The 21,990-nt window shown below is 47.1% G+C and carries 25 protein-coding genes; 10 read left to right on the forward strand and 15 right to left on the reverse strand.

Annotated elements, in window-relative coordinates:
- Nucleotides 1–10: 10 nt before the first annotated feature.
- Both BVU_RS07650 and BVU_RS07655 read right to left on the reverse strand, forming a co-directional pair.
- A complete protein-coding gene (locus BVU_RS07650) occupies nucleotides 11–1,090 on the reverse strand; it encodes a hypothetical protein (protein ID WP_011965213.1) in 1,080 nt (359 codons plus the stop codon).
- Between the two features lie 16 nt (nucleotides 1,091–1,106).
- Nucleotides 1,107–1,433: a hypothetical protein gene (locus BVU_RS07655; RefSeq protein ID WP_005636798.1), complete on the reverse strand. Its 327-nt coding sequence runs from the start codon at nucleotides 1,431–1,433 to the stop codon at nucleotides 1,107–1,109.
- A 98-nt stretch (nucleotides 1,434–1,531) separates the two neighbouring features.
- Between BVU_RS07655 and BVU_RS07660 the strand changes: the two genes are divergently transcribed.
- The 3 genes from BVU_RS07660 to BVU_RS07670 all read left to right on the forward strand — a co-directional run bounded on the left by BVU_RS07660 (nucleotide 1,532) and on the right by BVU_RS07670 (nucleotide 3,387).
- Nucleotides 1,532–1,882, forward strand: coding sequence for an ISAon1 family transposase N-terminal region protein (locus BVU_RS07660; protein WP_005645980.1), 351 nt, complete (start codon nucleotides 1,532–1,534; stop codon nucleotides 1,880–1,882).
- Between the two features lie 10 nt (nucleotides 1,883–1,892).
- Nucleotides 1,893–2,897 (forward strand): ISAon1 family transposase, encoded by a 1,005-nt coding sequence (locus BVU_RS07665; RefSeq protein WP_011964719.1) that lies wholly within the window; start codon nucleotides 1,893–1,895, stop codon nucleotides 2,895–2,897.
- A 241-nt stretch (nucleotides 2,898–3,138) separates the two neighbouring features.
- Nucleotides 3,139–3,387, forward strand: coding sequence for a hypothetical protein (locus BVU_RS07670; RefSeq protein WP_227945676.1), 249 nt, complete (start codon nucleotides 3,139–3,141; stop codon nucleotides 3,385–3,387).
- A 177-nt stretch (nucleotides 3,388–3,564) separates the two neighbouring features.
- On the opposite strand, the gene BVU_RS07675 is transcribed toward BVU_RS07670, so the two are convergent.
- Both BVU_RS07675 and BVU_RS07680 read right to left on the reverse strand, forming a co-directional pair.
- Nucleotides 3,565–3,864: a helix-turn-helix domain-containing protein gene (locus BVU_RS07675; RefSeq protein ID WP_005636800.1), complete on the reverse strand. Its 300-nt coding sequence runs from the start codon at nucleotides 3,862–3,864 to the stop codon at nucleotides 3,565–3,567.
- A gap of 7 nt (nucleotides 3,865–3,871) precedes the next feature.
- Nucleotides 3,872–4,156, reverse strand: a complete 285-nt coding sequence (locus tag BVU_RS07680; protein WP_032558344.1) for a helix-turn-helix domain-containing protein — start codon at nucleotides 4,154–4,156, stop codon at nucleotides 3,872–3,874.
- A gap of 469 nt (nucleotides 4,157–4,625) precedes the next feature.
- Between BVU_RS07680 and BVU_RS07685 the strand changes: the two genes are divergently transcribed.
- Together BVU_RS07685 and BVU_RS07690 are read left to right on the forward strand one after the other, a co-directional pair.
- Complete coding sequence (locus BVU_RS07685) at nucleotides 4,626–4,919, forward strand: helix-turn-helix domain-containing protein (protein WP_005636803.1); 294 nt, start codon at nucleotides 4,626–4,628, stop codon at nucleotides 4,917–4,919.
- A 56-nt stretch (nucleotides 4,920–4,975) separates the two neighbouring features.
- A complete protein-coding gene (locus BVU_RS07690) occupies nucleotides 4,976–5,680 on the forward strand; it encodes an NYN domain-containing protein (RefSeq protein ID WP_005636805.1) in 705 nt (234 codons plus the stop codon).
- An 83-nt stretch (nucleotides 5,681–5,763) separates the two neighbouring features.
- Here the strand turns inward: BVU_RS07690 and BVU_RS07695 are convergent, their stop codons facing one another.
- From BVU_RS07695 to BVU_RS07750, 11 genes are all read right to left on the reverse strand, one after another.
- Nucleotides 5,764–6,555 (reverse strand): PRTRC system ThiF family protein, encoded by a 792-nt coding sequence (locus BVU_RS07695; protein ID WP_005636807.1) that lies wholly within the window; start codon nucleotides 6,553–6,555, stop codon nucleotides 5,764–5,766.
- Nucleotides 6,552–7,253: a prokaryotic E2 ligase family D protein gene (locus BVU_RS07700; RefSeq protein ID WP_011965215.1), complete on the reverse strand. Its 702-nt coding sequence runs from the start codon at nucleotides 7,251–7,253 to the stop codon at nucleotides 6,552–6,554. Before BVU_RS07700 ends, BVU_RS07695 begins: the two co-directional genes overlap by 4 nt.
- Before the next feature lie 10 nt (nucleotides 7,254–7,263).
- Nucleotides 7,264–8,373 carry a hypothetical protein gene (locus BVU_RS07705; protein ID WP_005636810.1) on the reverse strand — a complete coding sequence of 370 codons (1,110 nt, stop codon included), beginning with the start codon at nucleotides 8,371–8,373 and terminating at the stop codon, nucleotides 7,264–7,266.
- A gap of 36 nt (nucleotides 8,374–8,409) precedes the next feature.
- Nucleotides 8,410–8,631, reverse strand: coding sequence for a PRTRC system protein C (locus BVU_RS07710; RefSeq protein ID WP_005636813.1), 222 nt, complete (start codon nucleotides 8,629–8,631; stop codon nucleotides 8,410–8,412).
- Nucleotides 8,632–8,653: 22 nt separating this feature from the next.
- Nucleotides 8,654–9,709: a PRTRC system protein E gene (locus BVU_RS07715; RefSeq protein ID WP_005636815.1), complete on the reverse strand. Its 1,056-nt coding sequence runs from the start codon at nucleotides 9,707–9,709 to the stop codon at nucleotides 8,654–8,656.
- Between the two features lie 19 nt (nucleotides 9,710–9,728).
- Nucleotides 9,729–9,938 carry a hypothetical protein gene (locus tag BVU_RS07720; protein ID WP_005636817.1) on the reverse strand — a complete coding sequence of 70 codons (210 nt, stop codon included), beginning with the start codon at nucleotides 9,936–9,938 and terminating at the stop codon, nucleotides 9,729–9,731.
- Nucleotides 9,939–9,956: 18 nt separating this feature from the next.
- Nucleotides 9,957–10,169: a hypothetical protein gene (locus tag BVU_RS21460; protein WP_005636819.1), complete on the reverse strand. Its 213-nt coding sequence runs from the start codon at nucleotides 10,167–10,169 to the stop codon at nucleotides 9,957–9,959.
- Between the two features lie 301 nt (nucleotides 10,170–10,470).
- Entirely contained in the window at nucleotides 10,471–12,243 is a 1,773-nt protein-coding gene (locus BVU_RS07730) for a DNA topoisomerase (protein WP_005636823.1), read from the reverse strand.
- A gap of 72 nt (nucleotides 12,244–12,315) precedes the next feature.
- Nucleotides 12,316–12,591 carry a DUF4099 domain-containing protein gene (locus tag BVU_RS07735; protein WP_005636825.1) on the reverse strand — a complete coding sequence of 92 codons (276 nt, stop codon included), beginning with the start codon at nucleotides 12,589–12,591 and terminating at the stop codon, nucleotides 12,316–12,318.
- 54 nt (nucleotides 12,592–12,645) lie between these two features.
- Nucleotides 12,646–14,484: a DUF3945 domain-containing protein gene (locus BVU_RS07740; RefSeq protein WP_005636827.1), complete on the reverse strand. Its 1,839-nt coding sequence runs from the start codon at nucleotides 14,482–14,484 to the stop codon at nucleotides 12,646–12,648.
- Between the two features lie 368 nt (nucleotides 14,485–14,852).
- Nucleotides 14,853–15,143 carry a hypothetical protein gene (locus BVU_RS07750; RefSeq protein ID WP_005636831.1) on the reverse strand — a complete coding sequence of 97 codons (291 nt, stop codon included), beginning with the start codon at nucleotides 15,141–15,143 and terminating at the stop codon, nucleotides 14,853–14,855.
- A 198-nt stretch (nucleotides 15,144–15,341) separates the two neighbouring features.
- Between BVU_RS07750 and BVU_RS07755 the strand changes: the two genes are divergently transcribed.
- The 5 genes from BVU_RS07755 to BVU_RS07780 all read left to right on the forward strand — a co-directional run bounded on the left by BVU_RS07755 (nucleotide 15,342) and on the right by BVU_RS07780 (nucleotide 21,968).
- Nucleotides 15,342–16,565 (forward strand): tyrosine-type recombinase/integrase, encoded by a 1,224-nt coding sequence (locus BVU_RS07755; RefSeq protein ID WP_005636834.1) that lies wholly within the window; start codon nucleotides 15,342–15,344, stop codon nucleotides 16,563–16,565.
- 494 nt (nucleotides 16,566–17,059) lie between these two features.
- On the forward strand, nucleotides 17,060–17,608 hold the full coding sequence (locus tag BVU_RS07765) for a UpxY family transcription antiterminator (protein WP_005636842.1): 549 nt from the start codon (nucleotides 17,060–17,062) through the stop codon (nucleotides 17,606–17,608).
- A 24-nt stretch (nucleotides 17,609–17,632) separates the two neighbouring features.
- On the forward strand, nucleotides 17,633–18,739 hold the full coding sequence (locus tag BVU_RS07770; RefSeq protein ID WP_005636844.1) for an MraY family glycosyltransferase: 1,107 nt from the start codon (nucleotides 17,633–17,635) through the stop codon (nucleotides 18,737–18,739).
- A 26-nt stretch (nucleotides 18,740–18,765) separates the two neighbouring features.
- The gene (locus BVU_RS07775; RefSeq protein WP_005636845.1) at nucleotides 18,766–19,560 is read left to right on the forward strand and encodes a polysaccharide biosynthesis/export family protein; all 795 of its coding nucleotides are present in this window, start codon (nucleotides 18,766–18,768) and stop codon (nucleotides 19,558–19,560) included.
- Nucleotides 19,561–19,601: 41 nt separating this feature from the next.
- Complete coding sequence (locus BVU_RS07780) at nucleotides 19,602–21,968, forward strand: GumC family protein (protein ID WP_005636847.1); 2,367 nt, start codon at nucleotides 19,602–19,604, stop codon at nucleotides 21,966–21,968.
- Nucleotides 21,969–21,990 lie beyond the last annotated feature (22 nt).

Raw genomic sequence — 21,990 nt, forward strand, 5'->3', positions numbered from 1 at the left:
AGAAAGAAAATTATGAAATAATTCTTCTAAACCGCTTACATGCTCGGGCACAACTGGGAGGCGTTTTTTGAGGAACACTTATACTTTTCCATGCTCCGCAATTGGCATAACCATTACGGTTAGCCCACTGGAGATTGTATTCGCATTGAAAACAAGTGCGCGACGAAGGGTCTGACAATGCTTCCTGCTCATCAATTATTCTACGTTTTTCTATGGAGATTTTCAGCTCTTCTTCCTCCTTTTTCTTTCTTGCTTCAGCTTCTGACCTTTCCTTCTCTTTGATTCGTTCCTTTCTCTCGTTCTCGGATTTAATACGTTCATATTCTTGCTGGTAATTTTGGAATAACTCAGACTTGCAGAGCCTATATTTATGTCCGCTTTCTTCAATGACTAAGTATTGATTTATACCTGTCAAACTGTAAACAGGAACACCTGCACAATGGTACGAACATCCCAATTCACATTGCCTGCATTCAGATTCATCAACCACCCGTACGGGCTTTCCGGCCTTGTTGTACAAAGATCCTACTTGAGAAAAATAAGTCACGTTATTCATCCATTTCCTGTCCTTTGAAGAAGATAACAGAAAAGATTCCAGTGTTTCCAGACTTTGGTTGGAAAGGTCTATTTCCAAGCAATTCATGTTCTTATAATCAATAGCGGTCTTGTGTTGGATCTTGTACTGGAAAAGGAATTCAATAAGATATTGCTGACCTTCTTTTGTTGTCGCAATTACGTCCGGTTGTTTATCTGCCCGTTCAAAGCAACTGTCAATTCGTACATCAACGAATTCAATATCCATTTCAGGAAATATTCCATAATAAGAAGGTGCATGAATACGTTTTGCGTTTTGAATAATCTGCTCTGCCAATTTATACATGGTGACCACATAGCATATCTTAAGGTTGGCTCCACGTGTATCACTGTGATGGGCAAAACCGTGCTGTCTCACTTCACCGTGACGGGCAAGCAAGCGTTCGTGACAATAAGGACACTTGCATCCGCATTGAATACCTCTGGGCACGTTGTCAACATGGACCATCTTGCCTTGTTCATTTTCAGCCCAGGAGAAAACAAAGTCAATATTCATACTTCAAGATTTATGTTTAATCAGTCAGGATTGAACTTTGGATAACTTTTCCAGTAAAGTCCGGCATTACGTCATACATTTTGCCGGACAATTCTGACTGTTTGTTGAAAGAAATGCATCCATATTCCTCTTTGGAGTCGTGAAAGACACCAATAATCTGCTCGATGTATACATCGGCGGATTTTTTGTTTATGAAATAGGCATCGAATTCCTTTAGGAACCGGGCCTTGACAACCGGTCTACATATTATTTTCTCTAAGAAGGAACGCAAATCCTTTTCGGGTATCTGCTGTAAAACCTCGATTATTTTTTCTTTCTTTATGCTGTTTTTCTTTTTTGCCATGTTATAGTGTATAATAGGTTACAGTTCGGTTTTTGGGCTCAGCGGAAATTTCTGGTTGGTAAGTTTTAAAATTAGCTATCTTTGCTTACCTTTGTTTTATGAAACCCGAACGACTCCTTCGTGCCATCCTTCCGGATGTGCTTATAGACAACTTTGATATTGTCAATTTCGACAAGAGTGCTGACCGTTTTGATATTTATCTTGATGAAAAAAAAGTTCAGCTAAAAGAAGATAAGACCAACCCGGATATCATATCCTATGGTTTTGGTGAGTACCGTACAATCCAAGACTACCCTATTCGTGGTCGCGCCACTTATCTCCATGTCCGTAAACGTAAATGGCTTGACAAGTCTTCCAATGAAATCTTCAGCTATGACTGGGATTTATCCGAATTTGACGGTACACGGCTCAATTCTGAGTTCGTTTCTTTTTTAAAAGAAGGAGATTGAATCTACTCCTGTGAGCATCTGTGTGCTTGCGGAACGTTATGGCGTAAAAGGACAGACTCTTCGTAAACAATACAAGGAGAAAATCAGTGATTACCGGAACTGGGACCAACTCGAACATGCGCATGACTACCTCCTTTATCCTGAAAACATTGGAGAAAACCTTTCTTTGGATGAAACTTGCCTGAGCAATGGAGATGTTTATACGATTCTGACCAATAAAGCAGCCAAAGGCCGTAAGGGGGCTTTAGTTGCAATGGTTCGTGGAGTGGCCACAGATGCGGTAAGCGGAATCTTGCGCAGGCTTCCGCACCGGAAACGGCTGTCTGTCAAGACTGTCACTACAGATTTATCTTCAGCCATGATGCTGACGGTCAGAAAGGTGTTTCCTGCCGCAAAGCTGATCAATGACCGTTTTCATGTACAGCAGCTCATGTCTGAAGCTGTTGACCGGTTAAGAATACGCTATCGGTGGAAAGTACTTGATGCGGAAAATCAGGCTATCAGGGAGCACCGTCAAAAGAAGAAAGAAGCAAAGAGTAAGGCGGAAAGGGAGAGAATAGGGAAATGGGAGCCTGAAAGAATGGAGAACGGAGAAACCCTGCCACAGATAGTAAGCAGAAGCAAGCATATTATACTGAAACACTGGAGCAAATGGAATGAACAGCAAAAGACCAGGGCTGCCATTCTCTTTGATAAATTCCCCAAGCTTCTGGAAGGATACAGCCTTAGCATGAAACTGACAGACATCTTCAACAAGAAGTCAGGTCCCGATGAAGCAAGGCTAAATCTCGCAAGATGGTACAATGAAGTGGAAAAGTTTGACTATATGGAGTTCAACAAGGTACTTGATACCTTTTCAAACCATAGTACGACCATCATAAATTATTTTGAAGAACGATTGACAAATGCTTCAGCGGAGTCGTTCAATGCTAAAATCAAAGCTTTTCGAAGCCAGTTAAGAGGGGTGGCTGATCTGAAATTCTTCATGTTCAGACTGGCTAGGCTATACGCTTAAAAGAAAGCTTACCAACCAGGAAAATCCGCTGACCCGGTTTTTGGCTTTCCATTTGACTTGTCAACACGTAATTATGACAAAGATAAGTCTTTTGCTTCTAATTAGCTTCTAAAAAATGGTATATTTGCAGACTGATTGTTTGAAAACAGATGTAAAGTATGGTACAAATAGAAAAGAAGATGTAATGTTTAACGGAAACATGAGGGTAAGCCAACCGCATGCTTCAAAATATTACATCAAAATGAGCAGATCAAGAAAAAAGTTCCCGGCTGGGGTTAATTGTTGCTGCAAGTCTCAGAAGAAGGGAAAGAAAGTGGCATCCAAGCGGTTCAGACGAAAAGTGAAAGTACTGATGCACCAGGAAAGTTATGAGCGACTGCCTTTTTTCTCCATCGAATTGACTTCTCCGTGGGATTTGGGTGGAGACGGAAAATCTTTCTATGGTTTTCGCTCCGAGTGTGACTGGTATGAAAAGGTAATGCGGAAATGACGGAAAGCTTTGATTCCACGGTAAAAAGCTACCTTGTTCATAAGTAGTGTGCTTGCTAGCCCAACTTTAACGCCCCGAAAAAGGCTGATTTTTCGGGGCGTTAAAGTTGCAAAATCGTTGATACCTAATATTTCATTTTTCTAATTAAACATGTCTGGCATTTGTGAACATGTGGGGTTATACATCAAAAGCTTCCATTCTGTTTTTTTCCAACAAAGCAAGGATGTCCTTTTCCTTGTATAATAGTTTGCCTCCTATTTTGTAGTAAGGCAGTTTGCCGTTTATTCTGTACTCTGCCAGCGTCCTGCGTGTCAGTTTCAACTGTTCGGCAAGCTCACGGTCCGTAATGTAACGTTCTCCGTTCAGAACCGGACGTAATTTCTCCTCCTGCTTGTCCAGCATTTCGGACAGGCTGTCTATGTTCCGGAAAAAACGAATGATTTCCGGGGTTTCTTTGGTTAACAGGGATTGAATCATAGCACTTCTAAAGGGTTATACGGTGAATATTGTTTTCCATAAAACGGATAATATCCTGACGCTTGTAATACACCTTACGGTCTATATGACTGTAAGGGATGGCACTGCTTCTGCGAAGCTGCAACATCTTTCCGGGAGAGACGTCCATGAGCATGCAAGCCTCCTGGTTGTCAATCCAGTCGTCCATACCGGATACGCAACTTCCGCATGTTTCACACATTTTTTTTACAACGGCTTCCAGAGCCTCATTCATTTCCATGAATGTTTTAGCCTCGATACATACAAACTCCATAAACTTCATTTTTGTCGGATACGAAAATATGAAAGGGAATATTCATGTCCAAAAGGATGTCGTCAAATGACATCAGATGTCATTAAACGTCATATGTAACAAAGGGTTGCAGGGGCAAACTTCAGGAAAATGCTCTGAAATAAATATTATCAACCATATATGTTGAATACCTTGTGTGGAAACGTCTTCAGTTTACCCGGTTTTAAGAATATAGGCGGAGTGGTATCTGTAAATTGTAAAGTTTACATTACGGACTTTACAGTTTTACACTTCAAAATTTTACGCTTACCATCCACTGATAAAAATTACGCAATACTATTCACTTGATTATAAATAAGATGTAATATGCAATTAAGTTAATACCGGCACTCCGGCATAGATTTTTCACTAAAGATGGCATATACTCTCGAAAGTGCGCACAAGAAAGGGTATTTCAGTAAGAACCTTTAAAAGACAGGAGAGATACGCCATGATGTATATAGACAATGAAGTGCTTGAGAAAATGATAATGACCATAGTGGAAGGTTTTGACCGCATAGAAAAGAAACTGGACAGGATGGGGCGTGTGAAGGATTTCATGAACGGGGACGAGCTGTTGGACAATTATGACATAGCCAGGCTGCTCAACGTGTCGTTGCGGACAGTCGCCCGTTACCGGGAAAAGGGGCTGATCCGCTATTACCAGACGGACGATAACGGAAAAAACTTCTACAGAAGCTCGGAAATACAGGAATTCTTGCTGAAACGCGGAAAGAAAAAATGAGCGTGGGAGTATCAATATGCGGAAGTTATGCTAACTTTGTTTCATAAACAGTTGTTATGAAGACAAATACCAATTCTAGATATGCCGTTGCGGTCCTTATTGACGGGGATAACGCCTCCTTTGAGAAGATGGAGGATATAATGGGCTTTGTTTCCCGTTATGGGGATGCCGTTGTGAGACGAATTTATGGAGATTGGACGAGAAAAGCGCTTTCCGCATGGAAGGGAATTGCCCGGGAGCATGGATTCAGGCTTGTACAGGCTTCCTCCCATGCTCCCGGAAAGAACACGACCGATATCGCGCTGGTCATAGACGCGATGGACATTCTTCGTGACGGTCGGGCGGACTGTTTCTGTCTGGTAGCCAGTGACGGTGACTACAGCCTGCTTGCCCAACGGATACGTGAGGCCGGATTGAAGGTGCTGGGATATGGGGAGGATAAGACTCCCGTATCATTGGTGCGGTCCTGTTCCGTGTTCCTGTATGCCGACCGGAAGGAAAACAGGGTTTCGGACAATACTCCCGAATTTTTTATCCAAAGGGACATGGAGTATTTTGACAAGGCTTTTGAGCAAGCGGCTGACGGTAAAGGGGAGGTGTCCCTTTCGCTGATCGGCGGCGCATTGAAAAAAATGATGCCCAAATTCAAGGTCAGAAGATATGGATGCAAGACATTGGGCAAACTTTATGAAAGGCTGGACAGGTACGAGCTGGTCATGACAGACAAGGGAGTGGCAAGTGCCGTGCGGCTGAAAGACTGAACCGCATGGCGGGAACAATCAGGAACCGTCAGTTTCCTTTTATGCATGGCAAGGATGCATAAAAGGAAGCTGACGGTTGTTGTCTATACCGGAATGGGATTAATCCGTAGCGTATCGAGATTGAGATAGGCACCCCGGTAGAATGTCCTTCCTTCCCTGAGCATACGCCACAGGATGTCGCAGCCGGTTTGTGCCAGTATGGAATTGATGAAAAGGTCCTGCTTCTGCAAGGCTTCCGCCAGCGAGCAGCTCGGTCCCGAATCCTTTTCCTTGATGGTGGAGTAGCGTACCTCTTCGGTAATGACGTTCATGCGGGGAATGGGCAGGTACTCGTTGGAGACGGGCTGGAGAATCTTGCCACGGATGTTCCCTATCAGGACCTGTCCGGTGGTCCGGGCGTTGCCGAAGTCCATCCAGTATATGGGCGACCGCTCGTTGTTGGAAGTGTGTTCCCTGTGTTTCTTCAGGAACCGCCAGAGGTTCATCCTGGAGCGGGTGTTGTCGGTACAGGTGACGATGATGTTCGCCAGGGCGGGTTCTTCCCGGTCTGCGGAGGCTTTCAGCGGATAACGCTGCCCCTTTGCCTCCCACGAGAAGCCGAAAAAACGGTTGATGCGGGTCGCGAGTGCCGCTGCCTTGTTCAATCCGAGTTCCGATCCGCTGAACAGCTGGCGTCCGATGTTCGCTTCCGTGACGGTATCGGGGTCAAAGACCGTCACGTGCAGTCCCGGATGTCCTAGCGCCTGTAATGCCACGCTCATCCGCGCCAGGCCGGTGGCCACCTGTGAGCCTGTTCCGCCCGCACCGATTACGAAGACGGTCACGGGATGGTAGGGATTGAGCAGGTATCTGTCTGTATAATGAATCTTTTTCATGCCAGTAAGTCTTTAAGTTGTTTGCTCATGGGTTTCAGTTCGTTCTCGTCAAACGGATTGGCGCGTGCCTTTTCCGTTACCGAGACCAGGTTGCTTCCGGTCGGGTTCCTGCTTCCTCCCAGATGGGAGAACTCGCTGAGCCAGAAACGTTTTTCCCAATACTCGAGGAGTTTTGAGAAAGTCATGTCTTCCGGGGGAGTCAACGCGGCGTTTCCCAGACAGACACTGCTGCCCGTGACATTGAAGAAAGGGGCGAGGAAAAGCGGGCTGTTCTCCGCCGGTTTTTCCCCCTTGTAGGAGAAAATGTCCAGCCTGTCACCGGAAACCTTGTAGATCACGCCGGGCACATGGAATGTCCCGTCAGGAATATTCAGGCTTCCGGCAAAGAACATCCGCCGTTTTCCCGGAGGATTGTACCAGATGTACCTCTCGTGCCCCTTGCGGGTATCACACCACAGCATGTTGGCGGGGATTTTCCCGTGCGGCACGTTCCGCCTGTCATCCGTATAGGATTCCACCAGGGAGTCCATGAACTCATAGGTGACAGGCATGGCAGCCTCCATCCTGCCCCTGTCATTGATGGGATGCAGTTCGAGGTAATGCATTCCGTTCCCATAGCGGTTCTCACGGTATTCATACGCGATCAGTGCCGCCTTGGGCACCATCACCTGTTGCAATTTATTGGTCAGTTCATTCATATCGTTCATTTTAGAAGTTGTCAGCTATATGTTTTGTAAAACGTGCCAGCCATTTTGAAAGCTTTTCCGGGTAGTCGTCCATTTGGAAGAGACAGTCCGTTTCCGGTGTAAGGAACCTGTATGTGACCGGTGTAAGGGCATAAGTCTCCTGGTAGTCCGAGTTCATGAACCCTTCCATGCATTCAGCCAGCGTGTCGCGGGTAGAGTAGACCAGCATGACCTGGCTTTCCATTCCCACCGGGTAAAAATCACGCTCCTCCTCATACGCCCAATCGTACAGGTAGTCTGTGAGGTTCGGGCTTTCCGGGGTGATCAGTGCCATGCCCTCCCTTATCAGGTCCAACAGTTTTTGCTCCTTCTCCTTTTTTGTCCGGTAATTCCGTACAGCCTCTTCCAGAGAATTGCAGAACGGTTTTCCCGACATCCGTTTGAGCGCTTTCGCCCGTTTTCCTGACTGGTAGGAATCCGCCAGTCGCCTGTTCGCCCTGATTTCTTTCGGGGAAGCGTCGGAATCCCGGTTTTCCCAGTCTTCCAGTTCCTCTATGGCGAAGTCATAGCAAAACGCCTCGGTGACATTGCAGACTCCGTGATGCCGGACGAATTGCCGGATGAACTCCTTGACAATGTTCCTCAATGGTACGGGAAGCCGTTCCGTAAAGTCGATGGGAATCCAGAACAGCTCGGGTTCCGGCCAGTCGTGATGGCGGAACAGACAGAAATGGAGCCTTCCTTCTTTCTCTTCCAGATTGACACATTCCGGCACGCTCTCGTCCATCGCCTTGTACAGTTCGGTGATTTTCAGACGGGGGCTGCCCCCTTTCCTGTATCGGAAAGGAAGCTTTATACCCATAAGTCCGGCATAGTTCGATGCCGATTGGTAGAGATAGTCAAAATTCTCCGGTGTCGTGAGATTGACCGGGGAACCGTCATATCCGTCTTTATGCCAGAAATCCGGTGCGAGGGGAGGAATCTTATCTGTCAGAAAATCATGACGCTTCCCGGTGGCGGCAGTATCCTCCTTTTTTGTCCCAATGTTCCTCTTCGGATGTCTGACGGGCCGGCCAAACGGATAATGAGTCCTGCCAGATTCTCCTTGGCTGATTCTGAGAGCTGTCTGCATGGTTTGTCCTCCTTTTTCTTTCTCTTGTCCATACGATTATCCTTTCACTCCGATGGTTGTCTTGAAGCGGTAGACCGCCTTGTCCTCCTCCCATTCCGGTCCGTGAACGGTCGCCGTTGTCAGTTCGGGATAGGTCATGGAGTAGAAGTCCATCACCTCGTTTACGGACAGTTCGTTGTTCGGGTCGCTCAATACCAGTTCCTTAGAGTCCTTCTTGAATTTGAAGACTCTCTGCAATCCTTTGATTTCAAGTGCCATAATTTCTCTTCTTTTATAAGGTTTAACAATATACCATGTCCATTTGTGCCATGTCCGTCATGCGGCATTCCTTCGGGAAGTCCGGATATTCCGCGTACGGGTCTTCCCTGAGCAGTTCCCGGTCATCCTCGCAGTCCTTGTCGAAGTTGTACATTGCAGCCTCTTGCGGTTGCCGGAGGTATTCACGCTCCTCATGAGTTCTTGCGGTCTCCTGCGCCGGTGCATACTGTGACGAGGCCGGTTGCATCCATTGCTTTCCGTCCATCCGTGCCTGTGGCATCTGTACCGGTTGATGGAATTGGATTCCTTGCGGTTGTGGAACTGCCTGTTGCGGGACCGGTTGCGCTTGTGGTGCGGAAATAGTATATTGTACGGGTTGTGTTTGCGGCTGTCCGGCAAATGGTGTTTGCTGTCCTGAATGTACAGCCGGCCGGGGCGGTTGCGGTTGTGAAATGGGTTGCGGAACCGGAGCCGGCTGCTCGGGCAAAAACATCGGGATTTGCTCTCCGCTTCGGTATTGCGATGTCGGGGCTGCCGCCGGTTGCGGCTTGGGCATTGGCGGTTGTTCCATGCCGAACAGGCTTCCCTCCGATGCCTTTTTCTGTACCTCCGCCATCTTCTCGTCAATTTCCTTCTGCTTGTCCGGAAGTGCCAGTATCCTAGCCTGCTTGAGCCATGTCAACGCTTCGGAATAGCGTTTGCCGGTCATGGCATCCTCCGCCTTCTTAAGCAGCTTTTCCATCTTTTCCCGTTTCTCGCGGACCTCCTTGGACTCTTTCTCAGCCGCTGACCTGGCGGCTTTGCTTTGTGAGGCCGCCTGTTCTGCCTGCTTCTCGAACGCTTCCAGGTTGGTAAGGATGCCCTGCGCTTTCTGTACGGGCGTGCCGACAGCCTGCAGGAAGCCCGCATCCAGCTCTTCCGGCGTACCGTTCAGGATGAGCGGGACGATGCGTTCCCCGTCCTTTACCCCCGACCGTCTGGGAACAACGGCCACCGTCAGATTGTTGTTTACTCGTCTGATGTTGATACTCAGGTCTGTGCCTGCCGTGATCATTTGGTTGATTGCTTGAAAAAACATAATGGTAAAATTTTAAATGTTATACATAGGTTTCCTTGAAAAAATCCTTTAGGATTCTCTGCCTGTCCGGATTCGAGGCGATGCCCCTCAACGGTTCCAGATAGTAGCCGATACGTTTCGGTCCGTCTGTCGTATCGGGAATCCGTTTTTTTACAGGTCTCACACGGCTTGTGGCGGGCCATGCGGCCGGCATGGCTGGAGCCGGCGGGGTGAATGCAGCTGTTCTCATGCCTTTATGCTTTAAGGGTTATACAAGCATGCCCATGACGGTCAGGGCGATAATTATTTTTACAATGAGGGTGAACGTCCTGAAAAGGAGGCTGATGAGCGTTCCCGACAAAAGGAACAGGACGAGCAGATACACGGGAATGATTCCCTTGCTGTAGAGCAGGCATATTCCCGTAAGCAGGACCAGTGAGACCGTCCGCTTGCAGATGTTTTCGATAAGTCGCAGTTTCATGTCTTTAAATTTTTAAGAATGAATAATCCCATCGGGATATGTTTTCCCGATTTTATAGGCCTCCGGCCCTTGGATTGCCTTTTTGCGCAAGGCTTGGCAAAAGAAAATACCGCAGCGAAGCGAGGATGATTTTCTTTTGACCAACCAAGCCCCCAAAGGGGGCCGCCTTGCGGCAAAAACGAGGCAATCCAAGACCTTTGCCGCTTAAAATCGGAAAAACGTATCTTGCACATATAAAAAATAAAAAGGAAGTACAGACAGACGTCTGCACTTCCCTTGTCTTGTTGGCTTTGACATTTGTTTATATGGTTCCCTGTGGCCGCTTTTCCACCGGATGGTTCCGGAATATCTCGCCTGTCACCTCATTTACCGTTTCCAGCACGCCGTCCAGGAACTCTTCCTGCGAGAGTTCCCCCCGTTCTATCCGTGCCAGTTCAGTTTCCCAGCCCGAGGTGAGGGAGGCGTCGGCCACCTTCATACCGCGTACCGTCTCATACAGGAAAAGCCCTTTAGGGGTCGGGACGACATATTTACCCGAATAACGGATGTATTTACGTTCCAGCAGCGTGCGGAGGATATTCGTGCGGGTGGAGACGGTGCCCAGTCCGGCCTTGTCCATGTAGTCCACCAGTTCCTCGTCTGTATAAGGGGAGACCGGTAACGATTTCTTATGTATAAGGCTGCACCCTGCCACCGGCAGTATCTCTTCCTGAAAAAATTCCGGCAGCATCGGGCAGGGCATACAGCCTTTTGCGACAATATGTTCCCTCTCGAAGATTCCGAGCCATCCTTTTTCCAGGATGCGGTATGTACGGATGCGGAATTTACGTGCGGCGCACACCGCATCGACGGTTGTGTATTCCACCTTGCAGGGCGGCATGAACGTTTCAAGCACCCTGCCGACAATGAGCGTGTAAACCTGCATTTCCTCCCGGCCCAATTTACCGGGCTGTATACCTGTAATGATGATGGCATGATGCTCCATGGTGTCTTGTGCCCCAATGCTGTCCTGCGGCGCGGCAAGGTCAACCATACCGGCATATTGTCGGAACTCCTTGCGGGAGAGCATCTTCTCCATGACAGGCGGCAACGTGTCATATACATCCCCCGGCAACAGGCGACTGGAGGTGCGCGGATAGGAAATCAGCCTCTTCTCGTACAGGCTCTGTGCAATCTCCTGCACCTGTATGGCCGTCAGGCCGTGGTAACGGTTCGCGTCTTTCTGCAGTTCGGCCAGGTTGTAAAGTGCCGGTGCCCCGATTTCCTCCGTCCGTTTCCTTACCGCTGTGATGCGGGCGTTCTTTGCCGCCTTGCAATCCTCGTACAATGCCAGTGCCTCCCGGCGGGCCACAAGGTCGTCCACGTGGCGCATCTTTAGGATACGGTCATTCTTGCATAGGCTGATGAATACGGGCCAGCTGTCAGCCGGCATGTGGTTCTCCCTCTCCCGGTACCGTCTGCATATCTCCGCCAGTACGGGGGTCTGTACCCTGCCCAGCGAGTTGTTCCCGAAGCCTACCGCCTTGCAGATGGCATGGCTTGAATTGACGCCCAGGAGCCAGTCCGCCCGGTTACGGCTGTCCGCCGCCAGGAACAGGTTGTCGAACCGGTCACATGGAAGGAGGTTCGCCATGCCTTCCGTGATGGCCTCGTCCGTCAGAGACGAGATCCAGAGGCGGAGGCAGGGTTGTTTGCACCCCAGAAAGCCGTAAAGATGGCGGAACAGCATCTCTCCCTCCCGGGAAGCGTCGGTTGCCGCGATGATGGTGTCGCATGCGTTGAGTACCTTGGCTATCACTTTCAACTGGAGCACCGCATTGATGTCGGGATTCCACCCGGTATCCGTCTTCACGTGCCTTACTGTCAGGACGGAAGGCGGCAGCAGGGGAAGGTCCTCCCGCTCCACACGGGCTGTTCCTGAATCCTTCGGCATTGCCAGGGAGAGCATGTTGCCGTATGTCCATGTCACCATGTAGCCGTTCCCGGTCATATAGCCGTTCTCCTTTCTGCCTGCTCCCAACACTCTTGCTATCTCTCTGCCCACGTTGGGCCTGTCAGTCACTATTGCGATCATATTCTTTTTCTTTTTGATGCCCCGTACCGGATTGGGCGATACGGGGACATGTTAAACTTGTTTTATTTTTTGTTATTTCTTTGGAGATTCCTCCTGACGGATGCCGTTGATTTCCATGATTGGCCTGTTGTTGTCACCGGGTACCAGTTTGAATGTGGCATCCATGGCCAGGCTGATTACCGGGGTACGGAGTCTCAACGGGATGATTTCCGACTCCTTGCCTTGCAACAACAGGTCAAGGTTGCCGTCCGCTTCCAGTTGCTCCTTGCTGATACCCACGGCCTTCAGGCCGGGCCAGTCAATGTCTTCTACATTATAGATATAAGGGATGTTCCGATTCATATTCATACGGTTCAGGGATTTGATGTTTGTAAAACTGATTTTGTTTCTCTCCGATCGGGGTCATACCGCTTGTTTTGCGCCATTCTTTTGTTCCTGCTGCTGGCCTTGGGCGGTGTCCGCCTGTGCCGCACGACGGGAAGTGTCCCTGCGGATATCCGGGTTCTCCTGGAAATACTGCAACTGCCCGGAATAAGGGTTTACTTTCAGGTAGGAGCTGAACGTCTGCCCATTGTTTTTCAGCCCTTCGACAAGGAGGGTCTTCCCGTCCTGGAGGTTTGCCTTTTCCTGCGCCGTGAACACATGGCCGTAAACCTCCGCCGGGATACGTGGTGCCTGCTGCTCGTTGAACCCGTCCGGCGTGCGTGAGTACATCGTCCTGCCGGTATTCATGTCCAGCTTGACAAACGCGGAGAATTCCTCTCCCTTACGGTTGATCATGTTTTCCAGATAGACGGCCTGCCCCTTGCGTAAGGTTTCCTTATCCTCGGGGGTCAGTTGCACGCTGCATATCTCCTTGGGGATATAGATTTCTCCGGTTTCCGGATTATGACGGGTGTAATTCGGCCGTCCTGTCGTCTGGTCTATCGTGACAAACGCGGAGAAAGCCCCGTCCCTGTTCTTGAACTTCATGTCCTCGACCAGGATGGTATGTCCCTCGCTGAGCATCTTTATCTGGGTGGGTGAGAGCGGTACGCCCCCGATGGATTTCTCGTTGAATACCTGGTTCTTCGGGAAGATGAACTCCAGCCCCCTGCGCTCGGCGCTGTATTGGAGCGTGGCGTCAAATTCCTTCCCCGTCTTGGAGGTCATCCCCTCCACCTTGACGGGTTGTCCCTCCTTCAGCAGTCTGATCTCCTCGTCCGTAAGTCTTACCCCGCTCACTTCCTGCGGGATGTAGACATGCTCCTGCCGGACGGCGACCAGCTCGTTGGTGTTCTTGTCGATGGAGATCAGGCAGGGGGTGTACTCACTGCCACGCAGGTTGAGTTCCACCGCACGTCCCATGTTGCCGGTCTCACGCAGGTTCTTCTTGTCCTCCTCGCTGAAGTTGAATCCGAAATAAGGGCGTTCCAACTGCGGTTCCTTGCGTATGCCGTGAATGGCCAGTCCCACCTGTCCATCCTGTTGCGGGATGAGTGAGAGCCTTGCATCCAGTTTGGCTGTCAGCAAACCGGAAAGATGGATTGTCAGGGGCACCAGCTTGTTGGTCTTGTAGCCCTTCAGCATGGAATCAAGGAGTCCCTGCTGTTCCAGCGAAGCCTTTGAGATTCCGACCTTTTCCAACTCCTCCCAGTTGACCATGTTCTCATTATACCGGTAATGCGGTCCTTGTGACTCCTGCGCTGCCTGTTGAGCCTGGGGCTGCTGCTGTTGCTGTGCCGCCTGCTGTACCTCGCTCTGTTGCAGGGGTTCCTGCGGTTGTGTCTCTTTGTCTACCATAGCTGTTTTTTCTTTTTGGTTTACACTTTGTTCCTTCTTGTTTTCTCTCGGACGGATTTCGTAGCGTTTGAGGAACTCCTTCACTGCGTCCGTCTTTTTCCCTTCCGCCAGGTCCTTGATCGCCTGCTTGTTCACCTTGTAGTCGTGGAAGGTCATGCGGAGCAGGCGGAAATGGGTAGGTTCCTTGAACTGGCTCCAGAAATTCTTGATGAAGTTTTCGAGTATGCTCGAGTTCTTGTCGAATTTCAGGAATGAGTTCTCATTCTTCTCGTCCGCCGGAACCGTCTTGACCTTCCCGTCCTTGTCGATCTCGCTGACTACTTGTACACCGGCTTTCGGGTCACTCTTGTTATGAACCATCATCAGCTCGGTGATCTGTTCCACCAAAGGGGCGTCGTTCACGGCCTTCGGTTTCCGGGTTCGTCTAGGCTTCCCATTCGGGCTCTTTTCTTGTGCCATACCTTTTCTTTTTGGGGTTAATAAATTGCTTTGACGCTTCAAATGTATGGGCTAAATCCGAATAAAACACTGATTTTCAAAAAGGTGTCATCAGATGTCATCAGATGTCGTCAAATGTCCGAAAGACTGGTTTTCCGTGAGGGAAACATGCCGTGAAAACAAGGATATGGTATGCGGAGGAAGGGCGAAGAAGCCGGCACGGGCGCAAAGGGAGGATTATGCAGAGCAGAGGGAGCTGAAGTCCCTGTCTTCTCATGGGGCGGCGTTTTTTTCATAAGACATTGCCAGGCCTACCCATATATCCCGTACTTCCTGCCGGATTTATTAGGGATATAAAGGAGGCCCTCCTTTTTTCATCAATGACACGGTCATGCGTCGCGTCGGTCGCAGTGAGTCCCTATAATCTTTCCCGAAATCAAAACCATTGTCCGGGCGTTTGTTTCCATGTGTATTTTCCGCGACTTGTCGCAAGGAAAATACTCATGGAAAGCGAAGCCGGAACGCCCGTGACAATACGGTTTTGATTTATCTTTGATTATAGGGAACTCGCTGGTATCCGCCTGTTTTTCACGAATTTCCCAGAAAACATATACTGTCTTGTTGTTTATGCGATATAAATATTTTTGGACTTGTTCCACGGAAAAACCGTCGCTTTTCATTTTCGGACTTTGATTCTTTACGAGGCTATTCGGACTGTCTTTCAAGAAGATTTACAGAGTTTGGCATCGGCATCAGGTGATATTCGGTGTTCCAAGCGGAGAAGCGGAATCTAGGACTAAATATTATTTTCTTCCTTCAACAATATAGCCCACGGGTTGTATCTATGTACCTATTATTCATCATAAAACAGACTATATATGGCTACCATTAAATTAAAATTCCGTCCATCGACGGTACGGGGTAAGGCCGGCACGCTCTGTTATCAGCTTTGCCACCGTCAGGAGAACAGGCAGATTACCACCGACATGAGGATATTTCCCGAGTGGTGGAATGAGACGAAACGTGAGCTTGTCGCTGTCCCCGGCAATGAGAGGGTCCTGACCGCCTACCGGAAACGGGCGGAAAAGGAGATGCGTGACATCCGTGAGATTATCCGCGAGCTGGACTGTAGCGGAGAAACATACACCTTGTTGGAAATACTCAACCGCTATCGCTCCCTGCCTTCCGAGCCCGGTTTCCTATACTACATGAAAAAAGAGATGGAAGCGCTTTGGGAGAACGGCCAATACGGTACCTCGCGTAATTACCGGCGTGCACTGAACAGCTTTTCCGCTTTCCTGGATGGTGATGACGTTCCTTTCTCATTGTTGGATTCCGCCCTGGCGTGTCGGTATGAGGCATGGCTGTGGCAACAAAAGGTAGCGAGGAACAGCAGCTCGTTCTATATGCGGATTCTGCGTGCCGTCTATAACAAGGCCGTAAGGCAAGGTCTTGCGTTGCAGACTTTCCCGTTTCGTGAGGTTTATACAGGAGTGGCTCGTACACCGAAACGCGCCGTGGATGAGGAAACCATCCTGAAGCTCCAAAGGATTGACCTCTCGGACTCACCGGCCCTGGCACTTTCCAGGGACATGTTCGTGTTCAGCTATTGTGCCCGTGGAATGGCGTTTGTGGACATGGCATATCTGAAAAAGGAGAATGTGGACAGCGGGCGAATCACCTATTGTCGTCATAAGACAGGCCAATACCTGACACTCCATATCGAACCGTGTATGGCGGCGATACTGGAACGATATGGGCGGGTTTATCCGGAAAGTCCATATCTTTTCCCCGTCCTTACAGATGAACAGCCGGATCAGGCTTACCGGCAATATCGGACCGGATTGAACTACCATAACCGAAAGTTGAAACGGTTGGGCAAATTGCTTGGCGAACCATTACCTTTGTCCTCATATACGCCTCGCCACAGCTGGGCTACCGCCGCACGCAACCACAACGTACCGATTGCCGTCATCAGTGCGGGGATGGGACACAGCAGCGAAAGGACTACGCTTATTTACTTGGATTCTTTGGACAATGCCGTGATAGATAATGCGAACGAGAAGATTTTGAAGGGTTTGAACGATACCATTTCTATGTAAGAGAGGGTAAAAACACACTGCAAAGGTAATGATTCTCAGTAAAACTGAAAAGTAAAATAAACGTTTTTATTTCCTTATTTTACCCCCCCCCCATTTATAAATGACTGATTATCAATTATTTGCATTACTAATTTAATATAAATCAAAATAGTACCGTAATAAGAATATAAAATAAAAGGAGAACGTTGCATTATCCTTTCGAGCGTATTTTCGAGTCTAAAACCGAGCAAACCGAGCAAAAATGTACTTTTATAGCAATGTATATGCCTAATTATCAGCAAAAACAACATGTGTACCCTCTCTTACATAGAAACGGTACGAATACGGGGTTACGGTATCCGCTCACTGTAGTCAGGAGCGGCCCGCATTCCGGAAGTCCTATGAAGGAAAAAACCGGATTAACCTTGATTGCTGTATCTTCCTTATTTGAAAAAGCAGAAGGTGCAGGAATGGAAATTATATCCTTTTTATCAACCCGGTAACATTACTTTTCGTTGAACATAGAAACACACACACACGAACATTGGTTCGCCCTAAAAGTATTTTATAACAAAGTTTTCGAGATTGAGGATATATTGAAAAAAGACAAGATCGAGACTTACATTCCTTGTGAGGAAACCTTGATGGAACGTAACGGCATAAAGAAGAAACTCCGTCGTCCGGTCATTAATTCGCTTATGTTCTTCCGTTCAACCGTTTGTCGTGCTTTGGAAGTACAGCGACAATTCACCAATAAGGTAATCCTATATACAAGACAGAAGGGATTGAAAAGACTTCCCCTTGCCATTCCTGATCGGGAAATGAACATTTTCATGCTGGTCACCTCGTCCGGCGAGCAGGGAATGGAATATTTCGGGGAGGACAATTCCAAGTTTCAACAGGGAGAACGTGTACGGGTCATTGACGGAAAGTTCAAGGGAGCGGAAGGGGTTATCTGCCGGATTAGGAAGAATCGCCGTTTGGTGGTCACCGTCCAAGGCGTATGCGCCGTGGCTACTTCCTATATTCCACAAGCCTTTCTACAACGGATAGGGCAAGATTAAGAAAATCATCAAAAGAATCATATAGTGGACATTCTTCATTTTATCGAATTTGCCTTTATAGTCATAGTCGGCTGGACATTGAGTGCGATGGTCCTGCCTCGCATTTCGTTGGTCTCTTTCCGACGTCGCCTGTTCGACTCAGTGGACGAACGTAAGTTGCATACTGCCCATATACCAAGGTTAGGCGGTATCGCCTTTTTCCCTTGTATCACAGTTACGGTTTCGCTTGCCATTATCGGTTACAACCTTTGGCAGGGCTATAACATACTCGACATGGACTTGACGAACCGTCTGCTTTCCATGCTCTGTTGTCTGTTCATACTTTATCTTATAGGTATGATGGATGACCTTATCGGTGTACGTTACCGTTCCAAATTTGTAGTGCAAATACTTTGTGGCATACTGTTGGTGATTTCCGGGTTATGCTTCGACAACCTATACGGGTTGTTCGGTATTTATGTCATACCTTATTACATAGGAGTGCCGTTCACAGTATTCGTCATCGTCTATATCCTGAACGCCATCAATTTGATAGACGGCATTGACGGACTTGCCTCTGGGTTGAGTATTATCTCATTCCTCGCTTTCAGCTGCATGTTCATCCATTTGCAATGGTGGATGTATGCCTTTATCAGTCTAGCTGCTTTCAGTGTGTTATTGCCGTTCTTTTATTATAACGTATACGGTAAGATATATCGGGGACGCAAGATCTTTATGGGTGATACCGGTTCGCTCACTATCGGGATGCTGCTGGCAGTGATGGTCATCCGTCTGAGTATGTCCGATCCAGTGAAAGAGAGTGCCTTTCCCGGTAGCATTGTGATAGCTTTTTCTTTTTTGATTGTACCAATGTTTGATGTGATACGTGTGGTTATTCACCGGTTGCGTAACGGTAAAAATCCATTTCTTCCAGACCGGAATCATATCCACCATAAATTTATAGCCTTAGGAATGTCCCAACGTAAAGCTATGGTAAGCATTATTATTATGGCAGCTTTTTTTGCATTGGGAAATTGTTTTTTGATTCATTGCCTTTCCGTAACAAACTTGTTTCTGTTGGATGTGGCTGTTTGGACGGTGATTCATTGCTACATAACTATGAAAATCAAACGAAAACATAAAGTAGAATAATTAACTGTACAGAAAAAAAATCAGATATGAAATTTCATTTAATTAAATTATGTTTCTTGTGTGTCTTATTGGTGTCCTGCAATACCTCCAAAGAAATTGTCTATTTTCAAGATATCGTAGTTAATCAACCCGAGGCGATTATCGGGGCACGGGATATTACCGTACAACCCAAAGACCAGATTTCCATTATGGTGTCCAGTAAGGATCCGCAATTGGCGGCTCTGTTTAATTTGACACGGGTGCAATACCGTGCCGGATCTTCTGATTTACGTTCTGGCAACATCAATGGAGAAATATCAGGTTACACATTGGATGATAAGGGGAACATTGATTTTCCTGTTGTCGGAACATTGCATATTGCCGGTATGACCAAGAGCCAGATTGCCACCCTGGTAAAAAAAAGGCTGATGGAAGAGAATCTGGTAAACGATCCGGTAGTTACAGTTGAGTTTATGAACCTTTATTTCTCCGTGTTGGGCGAGGTGAAAACTCCAGGTAAATATGCCATTACAAAAGATCAGATTACCCTTTTGGAAGCCATCAGTATGGCGGGTGACCTAAGCATCTACGGAAAGCGAGATGCGATATTTGTCATCCGTGAAGAAAACGGCGAGCGTGTAACCCATTGGGTGGATATCCGCTCGAAAGATCTGTTTAATTCACCGGTGTATTATCTGAAACAGAATGATGTGGTGTATGTACAGCCCAACAAGGTACGTGCCGGACAAAGCACCATTAATGAGAACAGTGTAAAATCGGTATCGTTGTGGATCAGTATCGGTTCGCTCCTATCCTCGCTGGGTGTTTTGCTGTTCAAGTAATGTATTGAATTTTATTTTATAAGATATTAAAGAGAGCCAAAATGATAAAGAATAGAACGAACACAGGCAAACCTACCGATGATTTTATACGGATACAAGATTTATGGGGTATGTTTATCCCGAAATGGTATTGGTTTGCCACTTCCTTGTTCGTTGCGTTGGCAACGGCATCATTATATTTGTTGAGTACTCCTAATGTCTATACCCGGACGGCTGCCATTTTAATTAAGGATGACTCCAAGAACAATTCTCCGGCAAGTGCAATGAATGAGTTTGCAGATATGGGTATTTTTAAATCAAACACCAATATCAACAACGAACTGCTCACCTTGAAATCCCCTACGCTGATGACAGAGGTGGTGAAGCGTTTGGGGCTAAATGAGATATATACTATTCGTAGGGGCTTAAAAAGAATAGAATTATATAAATCAAGCCCGATATTGGTGACTTATCTTTTTGATAATAAAAAAAGTGTAAGTTTTGATATAGAAGTTGGTGCACAAAACAAGTTTTATCTTTCAAACTTTATCGTTGCTGGAGAAGAAACTGGGGAACGGTTTGAAGGAATTATAGGAGATTCCATTCAAACATCAGCAGGAACATTGGCCATCAGCTTAACTTCTCAATATGAGAATTTTTTTACAGGCAGCACTATTCAATATAGTAAAGAACCGGCTGATATGGTGGCAGACAGCTATACGCAAAAATTGTGGGCTGAATTAGGCAATGAAGATGCCACCATTATTAATTTGAGCATTGATGATGCTTCTGTGCAAAAGGCAGAAGATATTTTGAATACACTGATTGAGGTTTATAACGAGAAATGGATCCAGGACAAGAACCAGATAGCAGTAAGTACCTCACGGTTTATCGGTGAACGTTTGGGCGTGATTGAAAACGAATTGGGTCATGTGGATGAGAATATCTCCAACTACAAGAGTGAACATCTGTTGCCGGACGTACAAGCCGCTTCCAGTCTGTATATGAGCCAGTCTGCTGAGAATAAAAAAGAAATTCAGACACTCACCAACCAGCTTGCGACGGCTCAATTTATTCGCCGCGAATTGGGGGGGAAAGAGATGAACCAGCCTTTGCCAACCAACTCCGGTATAGCCAACGTAAATATCGAAAGTCAAATCGGAGAATACAACAAGATGGTGTTGGATCGCAACCGGCTGATAGCCAACAGTAGCGAGAAAAACCCGTTGGTGAAAGATTTAGGGAACTCAATGCAGAGTATGAAACGTACGATTCTTCAATCGGTTGATAATCTGATCGTATCGTTAAATACTCAGATACGCAGTATTCGCCAACAGGAAGCAACAACAACTCAACAGTTGGCTTCTAATCCGAGTCAGGCCAAATACTTGTTATCGGTAGAACGTCAACAAAAAGTAAAGGAAGAGTTATACCTATATTTGCTCCAGAAGCGTGAAGAGAATGAACTGTCACAAGCGTTTACCGCTTATAATACGCGAATGATTACAGCTCCACGTGGCAGTGCTTTACCAACGGCACCAAATAAGAAAAACATTTTATTGGTGGCTCTTGCTCTCGGGCTTTTAGTACCGGCAGTTATTATCTTTATGCAAGAAAACATGAACACCAAGGTTCGGGGTAAGAAAGATTTGGAGAATTTGAGTGTGCCCTATTTGGGTGAAATACCGTTATATTTCCGAAACAAAAAAAAGAAGAATAAATTTTCGGAATATGCAATTGTGGTGGAAGAGGGTAACCGGAATATTATCAACGAAGCTTTTCGTGTGCTTCGCTCCAACGTGGACTTTATGAAAAGCAAGAATACCGAGCAGAAAGTATTTATAGAAACCTCTTTTAATCCGGGTAGTGGAAAAAGTTTTCTGTCCATGAACATCGCCATGAGTTTTGCCATTAAGGGAAAAAAAGTATTGGTGATAGACGGGGACTTGCGACATGGAACGGTTTCGGCTTATGTAGGGTCGCCTAAGAAAGGTTTAAGTGACTACTTGGGAAACAAGGAAGTCGTTTGGAACGAGTTGCTTGTGATAGACAAAAAGTATCCTAATCTGCATATAATTCCAGTAGGAACCATTCCTCCTAATCCGACGGAATTGTTGGAGGATGGAAGTCTGGCAACCTTGATGCAAGACTTACGCGATGAGTATGACTATATCTTTATTGATTGCCCGCCGATTGATATTGTGGCAGATACACAAATAATCGAGCAATATGCCGACCGGACACTCTTTGTGGTACGGGCGGGATTATTGGACCGCTCACTGTTACCTGAATTGGAAAGTATTTATCAAGAAAAGCGGTTCAAAAACCTTTCGGTGATATTGAATGGTACGGAAAGTACAGGTGGACGCTATGGTTACCGCTATGGTTACCACAATGGGTATGACTCTTATTACGGCAACACAAAATAGAGGGGTATTCCAAAATAAACAA

This window comes from Phocaeicola vulgatus ATCC 8482 (assembly GCF_000012825.1).
GTDB lineage: Bacteria > Bacteroidota > Bacteroidia > Bacteroidales > Bacteroidaceae > Phocaeicola > Phocaeicola vulgatus.

Coding starts and splice junctions, on each gene's coding strand:
- BVU_RS07650 (WP_011965213.1), bottom strand. CDS start 1,090: ATGAATATTGACTTTGTTTTCTCCTGGGCTGAAAATGAACAAGGCAAG.
- BVU_RS07655 (WP_005636798.1), bottom strand. CDS start 1,433: ATGGCAAAAAAGAAAAACAGCATAAAGAAAGAAAAAATAATCGAGGTT.
- BVU_RS07660 (WP_005645980.1), top strand. CDS start 1,532: ATGAAACCCGAACGACTCCTTCGTGCCATCCTTCCGGATGTGCTTATA.
- BVU_RS07670 (WP_227945676.1), top strand. CDS start 3,139: ATGAGCAGATCAAGAAAAAAGTTCCCGGCTGGGGTTAATTGTTGCTGC.
- BVU_RS07675 (WP_005636800.1), bottom strand. CDS start 3,864: ATGATTCAATCCCTGTTAACCAAAGAAACCCCGGAAATCATTCGTTTT.
- BVU_RS07680 (WP_032558344.1), bottom strand. CDS start 4,156: ATGGAGTTTGTATGTATCGAGGCTAAAACATTCATGGAAATGAATGAG.
- BVU_RS07685 (WP_005636803.1), top strand. CDS start 4,626: ATGATGTATATAGACAATGAAGTGCTTGAGAAAATGATAATGACCATA.
- BVU_RS07690 (WP_005636805.1), top strand. CDS start 4,976: ATGAAGACAAATACCAATTCTAGATATGCCGTTGCGGTCCTTATTGAC.
- BVU_RS07695 (WP_005636807.1), bottom strand. CDS start 6,555: ATGAAAAAGATTCATTATACAGACAGATACCTGCTCAATCCCTACCAT.
- BVU_RS07700 (WP_011965215.1), bottom strand. CDS start 7,253: ATGAATGAACTGACCAATAAATTGCAACAGGTGATGGTGCCCAAGGCG.
- BVU_RS07705 (WP_005636810.1), bottom strand. CDS start 8,373: ATGCAGACAGCTCTCAGAATCAGCCAAGGAGAATCTGGCAGGACTCAT.
- BVU_RS07710 (WP_005636813.1), bottom strand. CDS start 8,631: ATGGCACTTGAAATCAAAGGATTGCAGAGAGTCTTCAAATTCAAGAAG.
- BVU_RS07715 (WP_005636815.1), bottom strand. CDS start 9,709: ATGTTTTTTCAAGCAATCAACCAAATGATCACGGCAGGCACAGACCTG.
- BVU_RS07720 (WP_005636817.1), bottom strand. CDS start 9,938: ATGAGAACAGCTGCATTCACCCCGCCGGCTCCAGCCATGCCGGCCGCA.
- BVU_RS21460 (WP_005636819.1), bottom strand. CDS start 10,169: ATGAAACTGCGACTTATCGAAAACATCTGCAAGCGGACGGTCTCACTG.
- BVU_RS07730 (WP_005636823.1), bottom strand. CDS start 12,243: ATGATCGCAATAGTGACTGACAGGCCCAACGTGGGCAGAGAGATAGCA.
- BVU_RS07735 (WP_005636825.1), bottom strand. CDS start 12,591: ATGAATATGAATCGGAACATCCCTTATATCTATAATGTAGAAGACATT.
- BVU_RS07740 (WP_005636827.1), bottom strand. CDS start 14,484: ATGGCACAAGAAAAGAGCCCGAATGGGAAGCCTAGACGAACCCGGAAA.
- BVU_RS07750 (WP_005636831.1), bottom strand. CDS start 15,143: ATGAAAAGCGACGGTTTTTCCGTGGAACAAGTCCAAAAATATTTATAT.
- BVU_RS07755 (WP_005636834.1), top strand. CDS start 15,342: ATGGCTACCATTAAATTAAAATTCCGTCCATCGACGGTACGGGGTAAG.
- BVU_RS07775 (WP_005636845.1), top strand. CDS start 18,766: ATGAAATTTCATTTAATTAAATTATGTTTCTTGTGTGTCTTATTGGTG.
- BVU_RS07780 (WP_005636847.1), top strand. CDS start 19,602: ATGATAAAGAATAGAACGAACACAGGCAAACCTACCGATGATTTTATA.